We start from the raw sequence: 17,977 nt of genomic DNA, 5'->3' as shown, positions 1-17,977 counted from the left end.
TAGATTATTTATTTCGGTTCGACCTCGTCCAGGGTCAGGCGGTATTCCAGGTCCTTCATATAGGTACCGCCCGTGTTAAGAAAGTTCAAACCGAAGGTCAGATCACCACCGGTTCCATGCAGTATCGCGATCAGCACGTTGAGGCCGCCCCGCAGGGTAAGCTCCTGTTCAGGCTCCGCCACCAGCACGCCGTTCAAATAAATCTCATAAGGCACGGCTGTATTGACGCGCAGGTGTCCGCGGCGAAGTTGTCCCGGCACCCGCACAAAGCAGCTCAGAAACCACGGATCAAGCCCCGCATCTGCAATCCGCAGTGTTCCGTCGCCGGAACGCCGCTCTTTCTTCTGCATCCAGCCATAAAGGCCTTCGCCCAGATTATTCAAAGAAAACTCCGGATCGGTGTAGTAAGCCTTCATCTCCCCGTAATCGACATGGGGCGGACAAGGCAGCGCCATCGCCACTTCCATAGCCCACTCGCCGTCACCCTTCACGCTATCCAGTAAACCGTCGTCAAAGGACGCGCCCAGATTGGCGAGCAGGCGGGTATACAGGCGCAGCGCCTTGTCACTCCCGGGGTCTGTCAGCAGCTGTGAGCAGAATACGGAACCTGCCCCTGTCTTCACTTCGGCAAGGAATGTTCCAGCAGGACGTGTGTTTCTGCGGTTTAGCTCCACCAGTGCCAGGCGGCTGTATTCTGCCGTGTAGCCATGCACGAAATAGTCCTTCCATGGCGTGCCTTCAACACTGGTACAAAGAGCACAAGCGTCCGGCAGCTCCAGGCTGTTGAGGGCCAGCGCGCGGTTCATGACCTCGCGCGGCGACAGAAACACCTTGTCGAAGCCGAACAGGTCGACCGGGCTGAAGCCGCGCACGGCGGCGCGGGCATAGTCCGCCGCCAAGTGATATGTCTCGTGCGGCACCACGCGCACGGGGCGGCCCAGCAGGCGGGTAAGCTCAGCCTGCTGGCGGTCCTCCGCCGGCAGGAGAAGCACCTGTCCGCCGGCTTCGGCATGACGCCGGAGCGCCTCGGGTGCCCCCGGCGCCTCAAGCATGCAGGCTTCGGCCACGATCAGGCCGAAGTCCTGCCCGTCTCCTGGCGCCGCTTCACCCGGCGCGTTGCCCATTGCCGGCGCTGTCATATCCAGCGCCGTATACCGCAGCCGCAGCTTATCGAGGAACGCTGCAGCTTTCCCGCCGGGGCGCAGCAGCGCGGCCACCGGCCGGGCTTCAGCCCCGGCGTTGTCCCCGGCGCGCCCGGCGTAGGCCAGCAGGTTGCGCAGCAGCAGGCAGGCCTGCGGCACGCGGCCAATGTTCGCCATCAGCTCCAGCTGATTGGCCAGGAATAGGCCCTCCCCGCTGCGGTATTCCAGCAGCGGCGACCACAGATCACCGCCGTCGCCAAAATCGCCCTCGCTGCATTCCAGCAGCAGGGTGAAATCACCTGCGGCCGGCTTCTCGAAGGCGGCATGGACGATCGGCAGCGGACCCTCCTCGCGCAGCTCCTCATGCCAGAACATCAGATCCTCGTCGCCAAGTCCCTCCAGCACCGGATGCTGGTAATTGCCCGCATGGGCGCGGAGGAAGGGCCGGCGCGAGAGCGGCAGCCTGCCCAGCGAAAGCTGGGTCTGCTCCAGCAGCAGCAGCTTGCCGCCCCGCGCGACATACGCCTTCAGCAGCGCCTCCAGTCCGCCATCCAGATCCTCGGCCTTACTGCCGATAACGAGTAAATGATCGGCAGCAAGCCTGGCCAGTCCAGAACATTCTACCTTTTCGCAGCCCGGAACAAGCCGGCGGATGTGTTCGTAATCCTCATCCCCTCCCCAATACACGGTCTGACGCTGTACATTCACGGGTTGGTTCAGCAGGCTTGCGGACATGATCCTGTATTTTAAGCGCAGCTCATGCACCCGCCGCTCGCCGTGAAACAGCACCGCCGTCAACACCGCCTGCTCTCCGGCTGCGGCGCGGAGCGGCATCCATTTCACCCCGATGACCTTATGCTCGGCGGGACTATGGCGAAAGCCGATACTTTGCTCATGGACGATGCTTTTCCCCTGCATGATAACGAATTCCACACGGACGTCCTGTGTAGAGAGCGTGTCGTTGTATACGTCGAAGCTGCGGCTGACCGGCGCATCGTCATAGAAGCAGCGGTTGTACTCGGCGGCGATAATCGTAGCCGGCTTAAAGGCCTCAGCCATAATGCCAAAGGCTGGATTAGGCGTGTACAGCGGATAATCCTCCGGCAGCAGGCCATTGTTGATTGAAAGCGAATAGGCCGGAATAAACTTTGGCTTCACGCCGGACATCCCCGGCTCGGAGGATGGCAGGACAATGTTCTGCTCCGGCATCGCCCGCATGAAATAATGGGCGAAATTGAAGGTGGAAATACCGGACACGCCCTGCCGTCTTGCATACTCCACAAACAGCCGCTCCTTCTGCGCCAGCCCCGCTGTGCTTTCGTCCGTACCGCGGTAGGCCTGCAGTCCAACATACATGCTGCTGTTTTGCGGACATATATACCACCAGCCGCCATGTTCCCCGAAGGTCAGCGGAACTGTGCGGTCCCACTGGCTGATCGTGCCGTCGATGTTGTAATGGCGGCTTTCCACCTCCGTATGCACTTTGGGCAGCAGCCTGTTGTCTCCTTCGGCGATGATCGGACGGGTAGGATCAAGCTGGCGGATCGCAGCCATCAAGCCGGGCATATGCAGCTTGAAGCCGTCCCGTCCGTCCACCCAGCGCATTTCGTTCTGCAGACTCCAGAGAATAACAGACGGATGGTTTTTGTCGCGCTGCACTAGCCGCCGTACATGCTGCCGGCAGTTCTCTACAAAAGCCGGATGGTCGGCCAGCATGGATTTGCTCGAACCATAAATCGCTGTCTCATCAACGATCAGCATGCCTTCTTCATCGGCGATCCGCACATAATCAGCCGGATATGGCTCGGCGTGCAGCCGGATACTGTTGACACCTACGGAGCGGCATATACGGTACCAGTTGCGGATGTACGCTTCCGTCTGCTGCGCCCCGCCTTGAAAATGCCAGGAATCGCCGCGCAAATTGACCGGAATGCCGTTCAGTATAAACTGCGGGCCTTCGCACCAGATTTCGCGGAAGCCGAAATCTTCCAAACGCCGGTCGATGATCTCCTCTCCATGCAGCAGTTCCAGCACCGCACTGTATAGAAACGGCTCATCCGGGCTCCACAGTCTGGCACCGCTCCAGTCCATATTGAATGAGGCACAGTATACTGCCCCGGCCACTTCGTTTTCACATAGCCTGAGCGTCTCCACAGCGGCGCCATCGACTGGATGAGCTATGCATTCAGCAGACAGGACCGGTGCAGATTCCAGATCAACTCCGCAACATTCCTGTCTGTCTGGCCGCAAGCCGGTACCAGCTTGCTCCGCTCCTGCCCCTTCAGATCCTGCGCTAGTCCTATCTGAAGATTCCAGCGCTTTGCGGCCCTCCTCAGACTGCCGCAGCACTCCTTTCTCCCGAATGCTCAGCTTTACGCGCAGCGGGCTGCGGGCCGCAGCACTTCCCGCTGCGGAGGCAACAGCATTCACCTCTATCCGCCCTTCCCGAACGGAAGTACGAATAGTTACATCCTCCAGCGACAGTGCCGGATAACCTTCCAGATATACATCCTGCCAAAGTCCACGGCAAATCCTTCCATACCAGGAACCCAAAAGTCCGGTTATTTTTTGCATGCCGTTTGGAAGCACCACTCTGTCGAATCCGCCGCACACGACATGCAGATGATGCTCCCGCCCCTGCACCACCAGGGAAGTAATGTCGAGCCTCAGCGGCAAGTAGCCGTCTTCCCAGACACCAATCTCCTGCCGGTCCAAATAAATGACGGCCTTCTGCATAATGCCGTCCAGCCGCAGCACGATCCGTTGACCGGCCATGCTCCCTGGAACCCGAAAGCTTCGATGCAGCACTCCCGCTTCAGCAGAATCCCATTCCTCCGGATAACCGTACAGCTCGAACGGGGCGTAGTCATACTCCTGGAATTTGCCGAATCGTTTGCCTTCCGGGAGCGGATAAGTCCGCCTCCAGCTGGAAGGAACCTGGATCTTTCGCGCTTCATAAACAATTTTTTCCGGCAGCCTGCGGCATTGCGGCTGATCGTACAGGGGCATGAAATCCCATTCCCCGTTTAGACATAGCAAATTACGCATCTCTTATTCCCAACTTTCCGGTGAAGGAGCGCACCTCAAGCACTAGATCGAGCTTCCGCCAAATATCCTGGCCGGCAGGGGCCCCTTCCCATTTGATAAAATGCGGCTCCATAATTTCGGCCCAGTTGTCCGGAGTAAGTGTTGTTTTCAGCCTTCCTTCATAAGGGGCAGGCTCACGCGTGGCCGGCTGCTCCGCATAAAAAAACAGCAGATTCTCATGGAGCCCGATAATTCCGTATTTATCTCCGTCACCCGGCTGTTCTTCCTGATATTGATAGTGGTAATACACATAGCTGGCGGCCTCTTCCGGCTTCAGCAGCGCAAGCCGTCCGTAAGGCTGGCCAGCAGCGTTTGAGCGCTCCCAATGCTGCGCTGAAACAGGTTGCTGATAATGAAAAATATCCGCCAGCGGCGCCCAGCGGCGACCCTGTTCCCCTCCCGGCCAAACTGCCAGCCGTTCTGAGGCTTCGGGCAGCAAACTTTCCGGCGGAACCGCCTCTTCCAGGCATTCATAATAAAGAAACAGCTGGCTGCTGCAGGCAAACAGGCTCAGATTGACCACGTTGAGATGTTCCATCGCTTCGGCGAGCGAAGATGAGACCTCTTGGCTCCGAAAAAAAGAAGTAAGTTCCTTGCCCCTGAGCCCCTCGGCCCTGTATAAACAGCGCTTCATGCCGAACCTCCCTTTCACTTGTTTTCCCTATCATGTTACCGCATACAAATCTTCTTCGCCTTGACGATCGGGACCTTATTTAGCATGATAGCGACATCAGATCTCAAGACCTCCTTAAACCGCAACTGCGCTGAGGGAATAGGCGTAAGAAGGTTCTTCGAAATCCAGCCCGGCATGGCAAAGGCCCGCAAAAAAGGAACACTTCCTTTTGCAGGCCCGAATTAAATCATAAATTGAAATGAATGGGGGTAGAAACAACTCCGAACAGCTCCGACAGCAGCGCCCGCGCTATCACGCGGTGACCTGATGCGTCCGGATGGATACCATCACCATAGCTATAACCGGCGTCAAGCCTCCGCTCATACCGGATATGCTCCAGCAGCGGAGTGCGCAGGTCGATCACGCCATCGGCGGGACAACCGCCGGAGAGCAGCCAGTCCGCATAACGCTCCAGCACGCGGTCATAATTCCTGTAGGGCGCCAAATAACTGAAATCGGGCGCCTCTTCAGGCAAGAGCTGGCCGTTCATTGAAGCGGCGTCGAACGGCGGCGGGGTCATGAGCACTACTTTGGCCCCGGCTTCACGGATCTGTGCGCTCAGCTGACGCATTCCCGCCTGATAGACCGCGAACCGTTCGTCCGAGTAGGGATGGTAAATCCCGTCGTTCATGCCGTAGCAGGCGACGACCACACCGGGAGCGGCAGCGGCGAGTTCTTCCGCCAGCCGGTCGTGGATACAGGGCCTTGGAAATGGATGCCTTGCTTCACTTAGGCCTGATGCCGTCTCGCTGGGGATACCGCGTGCCACCAGTTCAACTTCCTGATCCGGGCGGTGCTTCCGCAGCCATTCCTCTGCATAACGGATGTATCGGCCATCCGCCGTAATGCTGTCCCCGAGAAACAGAATCACCGGCTTCACCGGATCATTTGTGATTGGATCAGCAAATAAATGCAACATTGTTTTCCCTCCTGACAATAACACAGGTCATGGCTTAGCCGAAGTCCGGCGATTGGCCCGCAACCTAATGATAACGCTGCCTCCCCATTTTCGCCTTGACGATTCCGACCTTCTTTAGCATAATATGGCCATGACAACTAAACTTTTTGCGCGGGACATCGGACTTGAGCCCGGCTTTACCTTCAGGATCCAGAAATGCCCGCTGACCCATGATTACTACGTCCATAGCCATGATTTCTCCGAGCTGGTCGTTATTCTATCGGGAAGCGCTGTGCATATTATCGAAGGGAGAGAGTATCCGGTTACTGCCGGCCAGGTTTTTCTAATCCACAGCAACGTTTCCCATGGTTATAAGAATGTCGATGGCATCGAATATGTGAACGTCATGTTCCAGCCCGAACAACTGCTGCAGCTGCCCGAGCTCAGGCTGCTGCCGGGCTTTCAGGCGCTGTTCTATATTGAGCCTTTCTACCGCAAGGAAATGTATTTCAAGGGCATGCTCACCCTTGACGCCGGGCAGCTGCGGGAAGCGACGCGGCTGCTTGATGTGATCCTCGAAGAGCATGACCGGCAGCCGGAAGGATACCGGCTGATGATCCGCACTTATTTTACCGCTCTGGTGGGCATGCTTTCGCGCTATTATCAGAACAGCCTCGGAAGCGAGGACAACAAGGCGCTGCGGATCGGCGAGACCGTGACCTATATCGAGGAGCATTTTCTGCAGCCCATTTCTCTGCAATCCATGGCGGATATGGCCTATTTGTCCACCCGCCAGTTTCTGAGAGTCTTTACCCGCAATTACCAGACCACCCCCATGGATTACGTCATCCGCAAGCGGCTGGACTATTCCTGCACGCTGCTGCGCAGCCCCGGCCTCACCATTTCACAGGTGGCTATGGACAGCGGATTCCATGACCAGAACTATTACTCCCGCCAGTTCCGCAAAGCATTCAACTGCACGCCAAGTGAATACCGCGAGAAAATGCGGGATTCCTAACGGCATCTGCAGTCACTCCTTATCCTCATCCCTGCCGGCGGCCATTCCCTCATCCCTCTGCCGCAGCCGCCGCCGGTACGCCCCGGGCGTCAGACCAAATCTCGTACTAAACAGCCGCGTCATGTAGTTGGGATCGCGGATGCCCACCCGTTCGGCAACTTCAGGTATGCCGAGCACTGTACCACCCAGCAATTTTTTGGCTTCTTCCAGGCGCAGACGCAGCACGTACTGCAGCGGTGTTGTGCCGATATGCTGTTTCATGCACCTTGTAATATAATCCGCCTGGAAATGCAGTTCCTCCTCGAGTCCGGCAAGATCAAACGGCTGTCTCCAATGACCGTCCAGATAGGCTGCGGCTGCCCGGGCCAGCCGGACCGAAGGCTCCGGCGCGGAAGTCCGGGCGCATTCCGCCTGCAGCGCGGCCAACAGCTCTGCCAGCAGCAAATGGAGCCGGACTGCGTTCTCTGCGTTTAGCCGGTTGTGGATCTCGTTCATCCCACGCAAAATCGGCTCCAGTGCTTCTACATCGACTGCAGCAAATTTGGGCATATACAAACGCTGCTGCGCAGAAGGCTCAACATCCTCTACCGTCCCTTTGGCGAGCAGCGACGACCAGGGAATATCCTCCCGCCGGATATGCGCTGTCGGACACCCATGAATGAAATGCACCCAATAAATTTCCGTATCCTCCCCGCAGGGCCGATGCCCGGCATGCGGCAGCCCCGCCTCCAGCACCAGCAGCTTTCCCGGACCCACGGCATATTCCTTATCTTGTTCTGTCATATACAGCGTTCCCCGCTTCACCAGCAGCAGATCGTACACACCGAAGGTACGGGCGAAATGCCGGTCACCCGGCGACCAGACGGCATGTCCTACTGTCACAAATTGCGGCAGCGGCGGGATGGCGAATTCCAGACACAGCACAGTATTCCTCTCCTGTCATAAGTCGATTTTGTGCTATTCAAAGTCTATATTATCACTGGTTACTCCGGCCGAAAAGAGGTACATTGACTGGGAATCCGCTTTTCATCCAACCATATAAGGGGCTGTTTATCCATGCGTTTTCGTCAGGTACACCTCGACTTTCATACTTCTGAAGCCATTGCCGGCATCGGAAGCGAGTTCTCCAAATCCCAGTTTCAGTCCATGCTGCGTGCCGGGCATGTCGATTCCATCACCGTTTTCTCCAAATGCCATCATGGCTGGGCCTATCATCCCAGTGAAGCCAATGAAATGCATCCGCACCTCAGCTTCGACCTGCTCGGCGAAATGATCGCAGCGGCCCATGAAATTGGGGTCCTCACACCGGTTTATCTATCAGCCGGTCTCGACGAAAGGCTGGCACGGCGCCATCCCGAATGGCTGATCCGTGACGCGGAGGACCGGACGCGCTGGGTGAAGGACTTCATGACACCGGGGTATCACGAGTTTTGCTTCAACACGCCTTTTCTGGACATCTTGCTGGCGCAAATCCATGAAGTGGTCTCCCGTTATGACGCGGACGGCATCTTCCTCGATATCGTGGGCATCCGCAAATGCCGCTGCCAGTACTGTGTAGCTGCGCTGCGCGCGGACGGCCAAGACCCGCGCAGCGAATCTGCCGTCGCCGCCCTGGGCGAACGGACTTACCTGAACTATGCACGCCGCGTACGGGAGACCATCGACGCCGTGAAGCCCGGTCTTCCGGTCTTTCACAACAGCGGCCATCAGCGGCGGGGCCGCCGTGACCTCGCCCATGTCAACAGCCATCTCGAGCTGGAGTCGCTCCCGACCGGAGGCTGGGGCTATGATCACTTCCCGCTGTCGGCACGCTACGCCCAGACGCTGGGCATGGAATTTCTCGGCATGACCGGCAAATTCCATACCTCCTGGGGCGAATTTGGCGGATACAAGCATCCGAACGCCCTGCGGTTTGAGGCAGCGCTCAGTCTTGCCCATGGTGCCAAATGCTCAATCGGTGATCAGCTTCATCCCACGGGCCTAATGGATGAGGCGACCTATGCCCTGATCGGCGCCGCCTATGCCGAGGTGGAGTCAAAGGAGCTATGGTGCGCCGGGACAGAGTCCGTCGCGGACATTGCTATTCTGTCCCTTGAAGCCGCGCGTGAGGCCTGTCCGGACGGGCAGGAGCTGAAGGGGCAGCGCAATCTGGCCGATGCCGGTGTGGTGCGCATGCTGACCGAAGGCCATTATCTGTTCGACATCGTGGATACGTTAAGCGATTTTGGCGCTTACAAAGTGCTGATTCTGCCGGACGAAGTTCCGGTATGGCCGGAACTAGCCAGCGCAATAGCGGAATTTACAGCAGGAGGCGGCAAAGTGCTCGCCACCGGGCGTTCGGGCCTGAACGCAGCTGGTGATGCTTTTGTCCTGAATTTGGGTCTGAACTGGAAAGGAACTAATCCGTACAAGCCGGCTTATTTCCGCCCGGACTTCATTCCCGGCGCCTTGCTGCCCGCCTCCTATGTGATGTACGGCGAAGGCCAGCTTGTGGAATTAAACAGCGGGCAATCGCTGGGCTGTCTGGAGAATCCGTATTTCAACCGTGATGTCTTCACTTTTTGTTCGCATCAGCATACGCCCAGCGCCAAGGAAGATAATGGACCGGGCATGGTTGAGAGCGAAAATGGCATCTATATCGCCTGGGATGTGTTCAGCGATTACGCGGATGGCGGGCATCTCATCCTGAAGGAGATGGTACTCCATGCTCTATCCCGGCTGCTGCCAGAGCCTGCTCTGCGCACCCGGTTGCCGGCCCGCGGGGTAACGACCCTGCAATACCAGCCGGCGGAACGGCGCTATGTCAACCATCTGCTCTATGCCGCCCCCGTGCTGAAGGGACGCACAGAAGTCATTGAGGATATCGTGCCGCTGCGGGACGTTTCCGTCAGCCTGCGCCTCCCGTCACCCGCTCCCGTCCAGCGGGTCTACCTGGCCCCATCAATGACAGAGCTGCCATTTACGGTGGGCCAAGACGGCGAAATCGGCTACATGCTTCCTTATCTGGAGAATCACCAGATGGTAGTGCTAGAGCTGGCGTGAGTAGAATTACCGGCCGAGAGGCTGGGTCAGCGGGAACATGTTAGCGTTATCCTTCGGTACCCAAACGGTGAAACCTTTGATCTTACAAGGGTTTCACCGTTTTGCATTTTTTCAAATTCTGAACTTATATTTCTTAACTCAACTTTTGCAAAATCAACACTGAGTTGGTCTCAGCCGGGGTTAAGGTGGAACCGCTCCAAGTAAAGGCCTTGTTATCATAGCTTCAATTTCCTCACTGGATTACGTGATAATATTTAGGTAAAGCGGCAAATCACACTTGCCTCAGGTTATAACTTGATTTACAATAAAACACATAAAACAAATTGTTTTATGTGTTTTCCATTATATAAGGAGGTGATCCCTCACAAGATGACAAAACCACTAAAGTTGCTCATGCTGATTACAGACGTAGGGTTCTTGATCTACTGGTTAGTGACATGGCTTCATCTGGTGCCGGATGAATATCTGTATAAAGACTACAATAATGAAATCATGATGGCCTGGAATATATCGTTTGTGCCTCTGGATCTTTTGATCTCATTAACCGGTCTTTTGAGTATGTACTTTTTTAAAAAGAATAAGGGACAGTGGCTGCCGCTATGTCTCCTATCACTCAGTCTGACCTTTTGCTCCGGGCTGCAGGCGATAGCTTTCTGGACGATCCGGTTAGATCTGGATTGGTCCTGGTGGGTCCCGAATTTGTTTCTCATAGTATACCCATTGTTCTTTTTGCCTTCGATTATGAAGAAAGGGCGATATACGGCGTCAATGACGGCGGTACAACCCAATAAATAAGTTTGGATGTGAGAGAGATGAAGGACAGAATTATACAAGCCTCGGTAGCTGAAATTAAGATACGAGGGTTGAAATTCTCCATAAGAGATGTGGCAAAGCGTGCCGGCATTAGCACAAAGACTTTATATCAAAATATAGAATCCAAGGAGCAGATCATAGGTTATATTGTCGAGCAATCTGTGTCAGAAATGAGACATGCCGAGCAATTAATCATAAACGAAAGTTCTCTGTCCAATATGGACAAGTTGCATAAGACATTGGCGTTATTGCCGAGCAGACTTGTTTTACATAACGTACATTTTCTTGAAGAACTCAAGCAGCGTTATCCTGTTCAATGGGCGGAAGTCGATCATTACATCCATAATGGCTGGGATAACATTAGGTTACTAGTTGAAAAAGGAGTCAGGAATGGGGAACTCCGTGAGTTTGATTTTGAATTGTTTATTCAAGTGTATATCGGGGCGTTCTATCGTTTGATGGAGCACCAATATGAAGTTCAGGACGGGTTGTCGCTTGAGAGGGCGCTGGGGCAAATGGTAGATCTGCTGCTGGTGGGTATTTGTAAGGGCAACATGGATCACGGGGGGAAGTGAGTGTGAAGGCATATTTGTTTTTGGCTGTTGCAGTTGTCAGTGAGCTGTTCGGGACATCTCTGCTCAAAGCTTCAGAGGGACTCACGAGAGTTTATCCAAGCATCGGGATGGTCCTGTGTTTCGGTGTAGCCTTCTACTCCTTATCTTTGTCGTTGCAACAGATCCCCTTGGGGGTCGCTTATGCCATATGGTCAGGTGTTGGAACTGCATTAACCGTCGTCATAGGGATTGTTATATGGAAAGAAGCGACGAATGCTATGACTGCTTTTGGCATACTGCTGATCATTGCTGGGGTTGTATTGGTTAATTTGAAGTCGGCGTAGGGGAATGATATTGCTGGAGTATGATCCGATAAATGAACGGATTCCCACACACGGTAAGGCTTCAAGAAGGTTTACGGGTACAAGTGGAAACGGCTTCGCTGTCCTCAAGAGGACGGTATCCGTTTCAGCGAGAAATAGAAGGATAATTTATAGTGTGAAGCATATAAATTCTGGGTATAAATTTAAAAAGGCTGTCGGAAATTTCCCGGCAGCCTTTTCGGCTTTATCTAAATCAGCTTATGCGCAAACCACTTCTTGCCCCGGAAGCGCCATAGAAAAACACTCCCGCGAACGGCCCACTCACAGTTCATCGCCAGCCAGACTCCCATGACGCCATAGCCCAGCACGATCCCGAGGATATAGCCAAATACCACCCGAAACAGCCACATCGTCAACATCGAAGTAATTGAGGTGAAGCGGGAATCTCCCGCTGCCCGCAGCGCAGACGGCAAAATAAAGCTAACGGCCCACAGCGGAACCTGGGCAATGGAATTCACCAGCAGCACTACAAACAGATCGTCAATGATCTCGGGAGGCGGAGAAAAGATCGACACCAGCGGGTGGAACAGCGGCATCAGGATCAAGGCGATCAATGCCAATGAAGCGGACCCGATCCAAAGGAAGGACTTGATGAACTTTCTGGCATCGGCGACATTCCCCCGCCCGATACATTGGCCGACTACCGTTACAATGGTCAGTGAGAGCGCACTGGCCGGGATTTGAAACACCATGGCCAGCGAGCCGGCGATCGCATTGGTCGCAATGGCATAAGTGCCAAGGCTGACAATAAATACCTGGGTCAGCAGTTTGCCCCCGTTGAAGAACATCTGCTCCGCTGCGAACGGCACGCCGATGAACATGATTTTCCGCAGCATGGTCAACGGAATATGGAACAGGTCGCGAATACGCACACGCAGGGCTGTATCCACCTTGAACAGATACACCAAGGCACAGACCATCCCCGTGTACCGTGCGATATTTACCGCAAGCGTCATCCCCAGCACGCCCATGTGCAACAGATTAATGAAGACTACGTTCAGAATAACATACAGCAGGTTCATGATGAGCGACAGCATCAGAGAAGCCCGTGTCCTGCCCACTCCCCGCAGAGCTCCGCATACCGCCTGCACCACCGCGATGCCCAGATAAGAGATACTGCTGCCGATGAGATAGATCCGGGCATTGTCCAGCACGTCGGGCGAGGCGGTTCCGAACAGAAGGTTCAAAATGGGAGTATGTAAGCCCATCATCAGAAGCCCGATTCCCAAGGCGATCAGCGACACCGAGGTGACCGAACCGGCCGTAGCCTGAGACACCATCTTGTCATTTCCGCTGCCTTTATACTGCGCGACTACTACCGTCCCCCCGGTTGCAACCGCAACAAACACATTGATCAGAAAAATATTGAGCGAATCCACCATATTCACCGCACTGACCGCCGCCATCCCGGACGAGCTGATCATTGCGGTATTTACCAGATTAAGCCCAATGATGAAGGCCTGGTCAATCAGGATAGGAATAAATAAAGCTATAATTTGCCGATAATCCATACCTTCGCCGGAAAGATATTTCTCCAGCAATTTTTTCTTCGGAAGACTAGCGCGAAGCTGCATAAACATATCACATCATTTTCTATATAATTGAAAAAACTCTTCATTCGAAGAGCTTTTCGACAAAATATACCCATTGAATTATGGGCACTTTACATTCAGTTTACTATAAATGCCATCTTAAGTCTTTAATGTTTTCCCCAGCACGCACAAAAATAACCCGCAGGCTTATGCCAACGGGTTAATTATTTATGATCTTGCACAAATGTTACTGAGCCTGAATCAGCTCAGATTCCTCTGCACCGGTAATGACGGAAACGATGCTCTTCCGCAGTTCTTCTGCATTAGATGCCTGGTACGGATCAGCATTGAAAATAATAGCATCTGCAAGATATCCGCTGGAAATCCGCCCCAGCTCATTACCGCTTCCCAGAATCTCAGCAGCAGTTAGTGTGGCAGCCTGCCACACTTCCGCCCGGGTCATGCCGTAATCCATCAGCGTATCCAGTTCTTGAAGGTTGTACCCGTGAAGTGCAGGCGTAGCATAATCCGTACCGAACCCTATGCGGACCCCCTCCCTCTTGGCATAACCAATGGCTTTGGAGTGGGCTTCGGCAGCGCGGGCGGCCCGGTCACAAATGACCGGGTTCAGCGCCAGAACGCCTTTCGGATCTGCAGCAATGCTATAAATTGAGGTCGTTGGCACAAAAGCTGTTCCGGACTCAGCAAGTCTTCCGGCCTGATCTCCGGTCAGAAACATCCCGTGCTCTATGGATTCCACACCTGCAGCGATAGACCAGTCTACCGTTACCCCGCCCCAGGTATGAACCAGGACTTTTTTATGATGAGTATGCGCATGGCGGACAATGAAAGAGAATTCTTCCTCTGAAAAAATCGGCTCCAGCACTTTTTCAGTAGGTGCACCAAGGCCGCCTGTTGCCATAATCTTAATCCAGCCTGCTCCTGTATCAAAAATCCCGGCCAGCCGCCCCTCCAAAAACTTAAGTCCGCGGGTATCCGCCGCTCCAAGCATAGCGCTGCTGGTTTGCACCCTTAGCGGCTGCTGATAGTGCTGAACGAGGTGCCGTACGGTGCTCGGCAGAATCCCGCCCGCATCACGCGCCGTTGTTACACCGGTCCGCAAAGTGGCTTCGAAGGCCGCAGCCTGCATGACTTCGAGCTCATGGCTGCCGCGTTTCAATTGATCCTCATGGTCAAAGTCCGTCCAAGCCAGATGCGTATGAAGATCAATAACCCCCGGACCGATCCATAAATCTTGGCCTGAATGAGCGGGCCGATCCTTCGGCGGCTCCGTTTCAGCTATAGAGGAGAACCGGCCATCCTTAATGTTAATATCAAAACGTTTTCCTTCGATGCCTGCTATAAAAATATGATTGAAGACTAACGCCTCAGGATGTTTATTGATCATGTTCATTCCCCCAAGTTAGGCGGATTGCCTTGAGCGCTGGATCAGTGCCCTGATTCAGCAGCCCGGCGAGCGTCGTAATGGCTTCTTCCACGCTTTGACGGGAAGCATTCGTTCCGAAATGATTAATCCGCAGAAGCTGGCCGGATAGCTCTCCGTCACCGGGAGCTACGATACCGATAGGCTGATTAATACGCAAGCCCGGTTCCCCGGAAATCCGCACCGTCGTAGTCAGTGTAGAATAGTGTTGGCTATCCTTCTGCCAAGGCTCCAGACCCAAGGCCTTGATACCGGCAATGGCCGAGGCCGCAGCCGATTCATGGCGCTTGATGACCTGTTCCAAGCCTTCTTCCTCAATGGCTGTCAATGCCGAGATCAAAGCTCTTGCCTCCAGCGTTGGAATGTTGGGAGGAACACGTAACGGTGTTGTCCCCTTCTGTGAGGGTTTAAGATCCAGTAAGGACAGAATGGAATTGCGCGGAGCATTGCTATTAGATTCGAGGAATTCCCAGCCGCGCGGTGAGATGCTTACGGCGCTGACGCCGTTAGGCCCGGCCAAAGCTTTCTGCGCGCCTATAGCTGCAAAATCAACGCCCCATTCATCCACCGGGAGGGCTTCTCCCCCGACCGCTGAAACGGAGTCTGTCACCGTAACAAGGTTAGCGGCGCGTGCAAGCTTAATTATTTCTTTGGCCGGATTCGATCCGCCTGTCACCACTTCTGCCTGAACAAAGGAAAGTGCACACGGTTTAAACCGTTCAATCGCCGCAGCGACTTCCTGAACAGTAACTACTTCATCAAAGGGGACCTTTACTTCAACAACCGTTGCCCCGCCGCGTTCAAGCCATTGTCCAAACAAACTCCCATAGGGACCTGTCACTATATTTAGAATCGTACGGTCAGGCGCAGATATCCCCGCCGCTACCGCCTCGATTCCCAGAATTGCCTCTCCGGGAATGATGACCGGGGGATGACCGGTAGACAAAAGCCGGGAGAGCAAACTTGTAAGTGTGTCAAACTCAGATAATGACAGCGGTATAAATCCTTTATGTTCTCGGCTCATATAAACCTCCTGATGTGATCGACTTCGGCATTTTCGGAACGGCGGACAAGAGCTCACGGCTGTATTCCGTTTCAGGGCGGGCAAAGAATTGATCCTTGGGACTGATCTCAACCAGCTTTCCCTGCCGCATGACCGCTACCGTATCGCTGATTGCATGGATAACTCCCAAGTCATGGGAGATGAACAGCATGGTAAGATTAAGCTCATCTTTGAGCGTGTTAAACAGTTCGAGCACACTCCGCTGTACAGATACATCCAAGGCGCTGGTCGGTTCATCCGCAATCAGAAGACTCGGCTCAACGCTTAATGCGCGGGCAATCGCGATCCGCTGGCGCTGACCGCCGGAGAATTCGTGAGGATACCGGTCCAATGCCTTGGCTTCCAGCTGAACACGGCTCAACAGCTCTTTACACCGCTGCTCGACCTCCGTGCGGCCGACAATTTTATGAAACAGAAGTGCTTCAGATAGAATCTGCCTGATGGAATGCTTGGGATTCAGCGAAGCGTCCGGATTTTGGAAGATCATCTGGATTCGCTTGCGCTGCTCCCGGCTTCTCTTACTGGTTAATTCTTGTGCCCCCAGCAGAATCTGTCCCTCATCCGGGGTGATCAACCCGGCAATGACCCGCGCCAGCGTGGATTTGCCCGAGCCGGACTCTCCTACAAGGCCAAGGGTAGTATGCTGCTGCAGATTCAGATGGATATGATCGAGCGCAGTAAATCCGCCGTAATGAACCGCCAGATTTTTCACTTGCAGGGCTAGCTCCATGGTTGTCCGCTCCCTTCAAGCTCCGGCAGAGGAAGCACCGAGTTAATCAGCATTTGGGTATAAGGATTTTGCGGGTTCTGCAAAACACTGAGGGTATCTCCCTGCTCAACAATCCGCCCCTCTTTCATCACACACAGCTTGGAGCACAGGGCGGCTGCAATCGCAAGATTATGCGTAACAAATACCATAGCAAAGCCCAGCTCATTCTGCAGGCGGGTGATCGTTTCAATGATTTGCCGCTGAACGGTAACATCCAGCGCCGTTGTCGGCTCATCGCAGAGAAGAATACCCGGCTTGCATGCCAGTGCAATGGCGATGACTACCCGTTGGCACTGCCCCCCCGAAAGCTGGCTCGGATAACGGTCCGCCCTCTTTAAAGAATCGGGCAGGCCAAGCATTTCGAGCAGTTCCACAGCCACGCTGCGTGAAGCCTTCCGGCTTAATTTTTGCCTATAATATACGACTTCCGCAAGCTGCTTAACGACCGGACAGAGCGGGTCCAGCGCCCCTCTCGGGTCTTGAAATACCATAGCGCTGCTTACGTCACTCTTAATGACTCCGCCTGTCTGTTCAACACCCCGTGGAAGCAATCCCAGAATCGAACGCAGTGTCAGCGATTTTCCGGAACCCGATTCGCCTACTAATCCCAGACTCTCCCCTTTGCCCAGTGAGAAGCTTACATTGCTTACTAATTTAGCATTGGACTTGGTTCCCAGCGATAAGGCTTCTATTTCCAAAACCGGACTTGTTGAAATCATTTTTTCCTCCATAAGTCTGCCAACCCATCTCCCACAAGAGACAACGCAATTCCCGTATACACCACTGCGAATCCCGGAACCGCCGAGAGCCACCAGGCTGTAGTTATAAAGGATTGTCCATCCGAAATCATGGTTCCCCAATCCGGGGTTGGCGGTGCAATGCCGATGCCAAGATAACCGAGTGTAACAATGGCCACCAGAAGTCCGACCATATCCGTCATAAGGACTACAACCGCTTGAGGCAGTACATTGGGCAGGAGATGACGAAGGATAATTTTTACTCCAGGCAGCCCTAACGTCTGAGCGGACGCCACCCATTCCTGCTCGCGAAACGATGCGCTAATACCTCTGACTACACGGGCAAACACAATCCAGCCTACAAGCATAAAGGTGATATAAATGCCCCGCTCACCTGCTCCGCTGGCAAAAGCCACGATAATCACGATCAGATAAAAAGGAAAAGCGATAAACGTATCTGTGAGCAGCGTAATGACCTTATCGGCCCATTTGCCGTAATACCCTGCAACCATTCCCAAAAATACACCGGTGCAGAATGGAACAATTTCCGCCAGAACCATGATGCTCAAATCGGTTCGCGCCGCATAGATCAGCCTCGTAAACAAATCGCGTCCCAATTGATCCGTCCCCAGCCAATGTCCGGCAGACGGAGGCTGCAAAAAAGCGCTCAAATCTTGCGCTGAAGGGTCATAAGGACTTAGAAACGGTATGAATACAGCTAAGATAATAAGCACTGCAAACATAATGCTCCCCACCAGAAGGGAAGGCGTATGCCTTATTCGATGGAGAACGTTTGTCTTCCTGGCGTCCTCAAGCAACATA

15 protein-coding genes are annotated in these 17,977 nt (G+C 54.2%); 5 read left to right on the top strand and 10 right to left on the bottom strand.

Going from position 1 to position 17,977, the window contains the following annotated elements; genetic code table 11:
• Nucleotides 1–8: 8 nt before the first annotated feature.
• The 3 genes from NST07_RS08505 to NST07_RS08495 all read right to left on the bottom strand — a co-directional run bounded on the left by NST07_RS08505 (nt 9) and on the right by NST07_RS08495 (nt 5,821).
• Nucleotides 9–4,190, bottom strand: a complete 4,182-nt coding sequence (locus tag NST07_RS08505; protein ID WP_342481366.1) for a glycoside hydrolase family 2 TIM barrel-domain containing protein — start codon at nt 4,188–4,190, stop codon at nt 9–11.
• Nucleotides 4,183–4,863 carry a hypothetical protein gene (locus tag NST07_RS08500; RefSeq protein WP_341091090.1) on the bottom strand — a complete coding sequence of 227 codons (681 nt, stop codon included), beginning with the start codon at nt 4,861–4,863 and terminating at the stop codon, nt 4,183–4,185. Before NST07_RS08500 ends, NST07_RS08505 begins: the two co-directional genes overlap by 8 nt.
• 226 nt (nt 4,864–5,089) lie before the next feature.
• Nucleotides 5,090–5,821 (bottom strand): GDSL-type esterase/lipase family protein, encoded by a 732-nt coding sequence (locus NST07_RS08495; protein WP_341377763.1) that lies wholly within the window; start codon nt 5,819–5,821, stop codon nt 5,090–5,092.
• A 130-nt stretch (nt 5,822–5,951) separates the two neighbouring features.
• Between NST07_RS08495 and NST07_RS08490 the strand changes: the two genes are divergently transcribed.
• Entirely contained in the window at nt 5,952–6,818 is an 867-nt protein-coding gene (locus NST07_RS08490; protein WP_052091922.1) for an AraC family transcriptional regulator, read from the top strand.
• Nucleotides 6,819–6,830: 12 nt separating this feature from the next.
• Here NST07_RS08490 and NST07_RS08485 read toward each other — a convergent pair whose 3' ends face one another.
• Complete coding sequence (locus tag NST07_RS08485; RefSeq protein ID WP_341377762.1) at nt 6,831–7,742, bottom strand: AraC family transcriptional regulator; 912 nt, start codon at nt 7,740–7,742, stop codon at nt 6,831–6,833.
• 132 nt (nt 7,743–7,874) lie between these two features.
• Here NST07_RS08485 and NST07_RS08480 point away from each other — a divergent pair, with 132 nt between their 5' ends.
• From NST07_RS08480 to NST07_RS08465, 4 genes are all read left to right on the top strand, one after another.
• Entirely contained in the window at nt 7,875–9,860 is a 1,986-nt protein-coding gene (locus NST07_RS08480) for an alpha-amylase family protein (RefSeq protein ID WP_342481365.1), read from the top strand.
• A gap of 369 nt (nt 9,861–10,229) precedes the next feature.
• Nucleotides 10,230–10,655, top strand: coding sequence for a DUF5360 family protein (locus NST07_RS08475; protein WP_342481364.1), 426 nt, complete (start codon nt 10,230–10,232; stop codon nt 10,653–10,655).
• A gap of 17 nt (nt 10,656–10,672) precedes the next feature.
• Nucleotides 10,673–11,248 carry a TetR/AcrR family transcriptional regulator gene (locus NST07_RS08470; protein ID WP_341091082.1) on the top strand — a complete coding sequence of 192 codons (576 nt, stop codon included), beginning with the start codon at nt 10,673–10,675 and terminating at the stop codon, nt 11,246–11,248.
• A gap of 2 nt (nt 11,249–11,250) precedes the next feature.
• Nucleotides 11,251–11,571, top strand: a complete 321-nt coding sequence (locus NST07_RS08465; protein WP_341377760.1) for a multidrug efflux SMR transporter — start codon at nt 11,251–11,253, stop codon at nt 11,569–11,571.
• A 227-nt stretch (nt 11,572–11,798) separates the two neighbouring features.
• Here NST07_RS08465 and NST07_RS08460 read toward each other — a convergent pair whose 3' ends face one another.
• The 6 genes from NST07_RS08460 to NST07_RS08435 form a co-directional block, all read right to left on the bottom strand.
• Complete coding sequence (locus NST07_RS08460) at nt 11,799–13,184, bottom strand: MATE family efflux transporter (protein ID WP_341097594.1); 1,386 nt, start codon at nt 13,182–13,184, stop codon at nt 11,799–11,801.
• Nucleotides 13,185–13,389: 205 nt separating this feature from the next.
• Entirely contained in the window at nt 13,390–14,550 is a 1,161-nt protein-coding gene (locus NST07_RS08455; protein WP_341091080.1) for an amidohydrolase family protein, read from the bottom strand.
• On the bottom strand, nt 14,540–15,610 hold the full coding sequence (locus tag NST07_RS08450; RefSeq protein WP_342481363.1) for an aminotransferase class V-fold PLP-dependent enzyme: 1,071 nt from the start codon (nt 15,608–15,610) through the stop codon (nt 14,540–14,542). Before NST07_RS08450 ends, NST07_RS08455 begins: the two co-directional genes overlap by 11 nt.
• The gene (locus tag NST07_RS08445) at nt 15,594–16,379 is read right to left on the bottom strand and encodes an ATP-binding cassette domain-containing protein (protein WP_341091078.1); all 786 of its coding nucleotides are present in this window, start codon (nt 16,377–16,379) and stop codon (nt 15,594–15,596) included. The genes NST07_RS08450 and NST07_RS08445 overlap by 17 nt, the downstream gene beginning before the upstream one ends.
• Nucleotides 16,370–17,137, bottom strand: coding sequence for an ABC transporter ATP-binding protein (locus tag NST07_RS08440; RefSeq protein WP_341091076.1), 768 nt, complete (start codon nt 17,135–17,137; stop codon nt 16,370–16,372). The genes NST07_RS08445 and NST07_RS08440 overlap by 10 nt, the downstream gene beginning before the upstream one ends.
• Complete coding sequence (locus tag NST07_RS08435; RefSeq protein ID WP_341097593.1) at nt 17,134–17,976, bottom strand: ABC transporter permease; 843 nt, start codon at nt 17,974–17,976, stop codon at nt 17,134–17,136. Before NST07_RS08435 ends, NST07_RS08440 begins: the two co-directional genes overlap by 4 nt.
• Nucleotide 17,977: the final 1 nt, after the last annotated feature.

Source organism: Paenibacillus sp. FSL L8-0340 (assembly GCF_038593145.1).
In the GTDB taxonomy this organism is placed as follows: domain Bacteria; phylum Bacillota; class Bacilli; order Paenibacillales; family Paenibacillaceae; genus Paenibacillus_AQ.
Note: the sequence above shows the minus strand (reverse complement) of the source record. Positions and strands in the feature narration are given on the sequence as shown.

What these genes read in the sequence shown, in the direction of transcription:
- NST07_RS08505 (WP_342481366.1), bottom strand. Translation starts at nt 4,190, where the DNA reads ATGCGTAATTTGCTATGTCTAAACGGGGAATGGGATTTCATGCCCCTG.
- NST07_RS08500 (WP_341091090.1), bottom strand. Translation starts at nt 4,863, where the DNA reads ATGAAGCGCTGTTTATACAGGGCCGAGGGGCTCAGGGGCAAGGAACTT.
- NST07_RS08495 (WP_341377763.1), bottom strand. Translation starts at nt 5,821, where the DNA reads ATGTTGCATTTATTTGCTGATCCAATCACAAATGATCCGGTGAAGCCG.
- NST07_RS08490 (WP_052091922.1), top strand. Translation starts at nt 5,952, where the DNA reads ATGACAACTAAACTTTTTGCGCGGGACATCGGACTTGAGCCCGGCTTT.
- NST07_RS08480 (WP_342481365.1), top strand. Translation starts at nt 7,875, where the DNA reads ATGCGTTTTCGTCAGGTACACCTCGACTTTCATACTTCTGAAGCCATT.
- NST07_RS08475 (WP_342481364.1), top strand. Translation starts at nt 10,230, where the DNA reads ATGACAAAACCACTAAAGTTGCTCATGCTGATTACAGACGTAGGGTTC.
- NST07_RS08470 (WP_341091082.1), top strand. Translation starts at nt 10,673, where the DNA reads ATGAAGGACAGAATTATACAAGCCTCGGTAGCTGAAATTAAGATACGA.
- NST07_RS08460 (WP_341097594.1), bottom strand. Translation starts at nt 13,184, where the DNA reads ATGCAGCTTCGCGCTAGTCTTCCGAAGAAAAAATTGCTGGAGAAATAT.
- NST07_RS08455 (WP_341091080.1), bottom strand. Translation starts at nt 14,550, where the DNA reads ATGATCAATAAACATCCTGAGGCGTTAGTCTTCAATCATATTTTTATA.
- NST07_RS08450 (WP_342481363.1), bottom strand. Translation starts at nt 15,610, where the DNA reads ATGAGCCGAGAACATAAAGGATTTATACCGCTGTCATTATCTGAGTTT.
- NST07_RS08445 (WP_341091078.1), bottom strand. Translation starts at nt 16,379, where the DNA reads ATGGAGCTAGCCCTGCAAGTGAAAAATCTGGCGGTTCATTACGGCGGA.
- NST07_RS08440 (WP_341091076.1), bottom strand. Translation starts at nt 17,137, where the DNA reads ATGATTTCAACAAGTCCGGTTTTGGAAATAGAAGCCTTATCGCTGGGA.
- NST07_RS08435 (WP_341097593.1), bottom strand. Translation starts at nt 17,976, where the DNA reads ATGTTGCTTGAGGACGCCAGGAAGACAAACGTTCTCCATCGAATAAGG.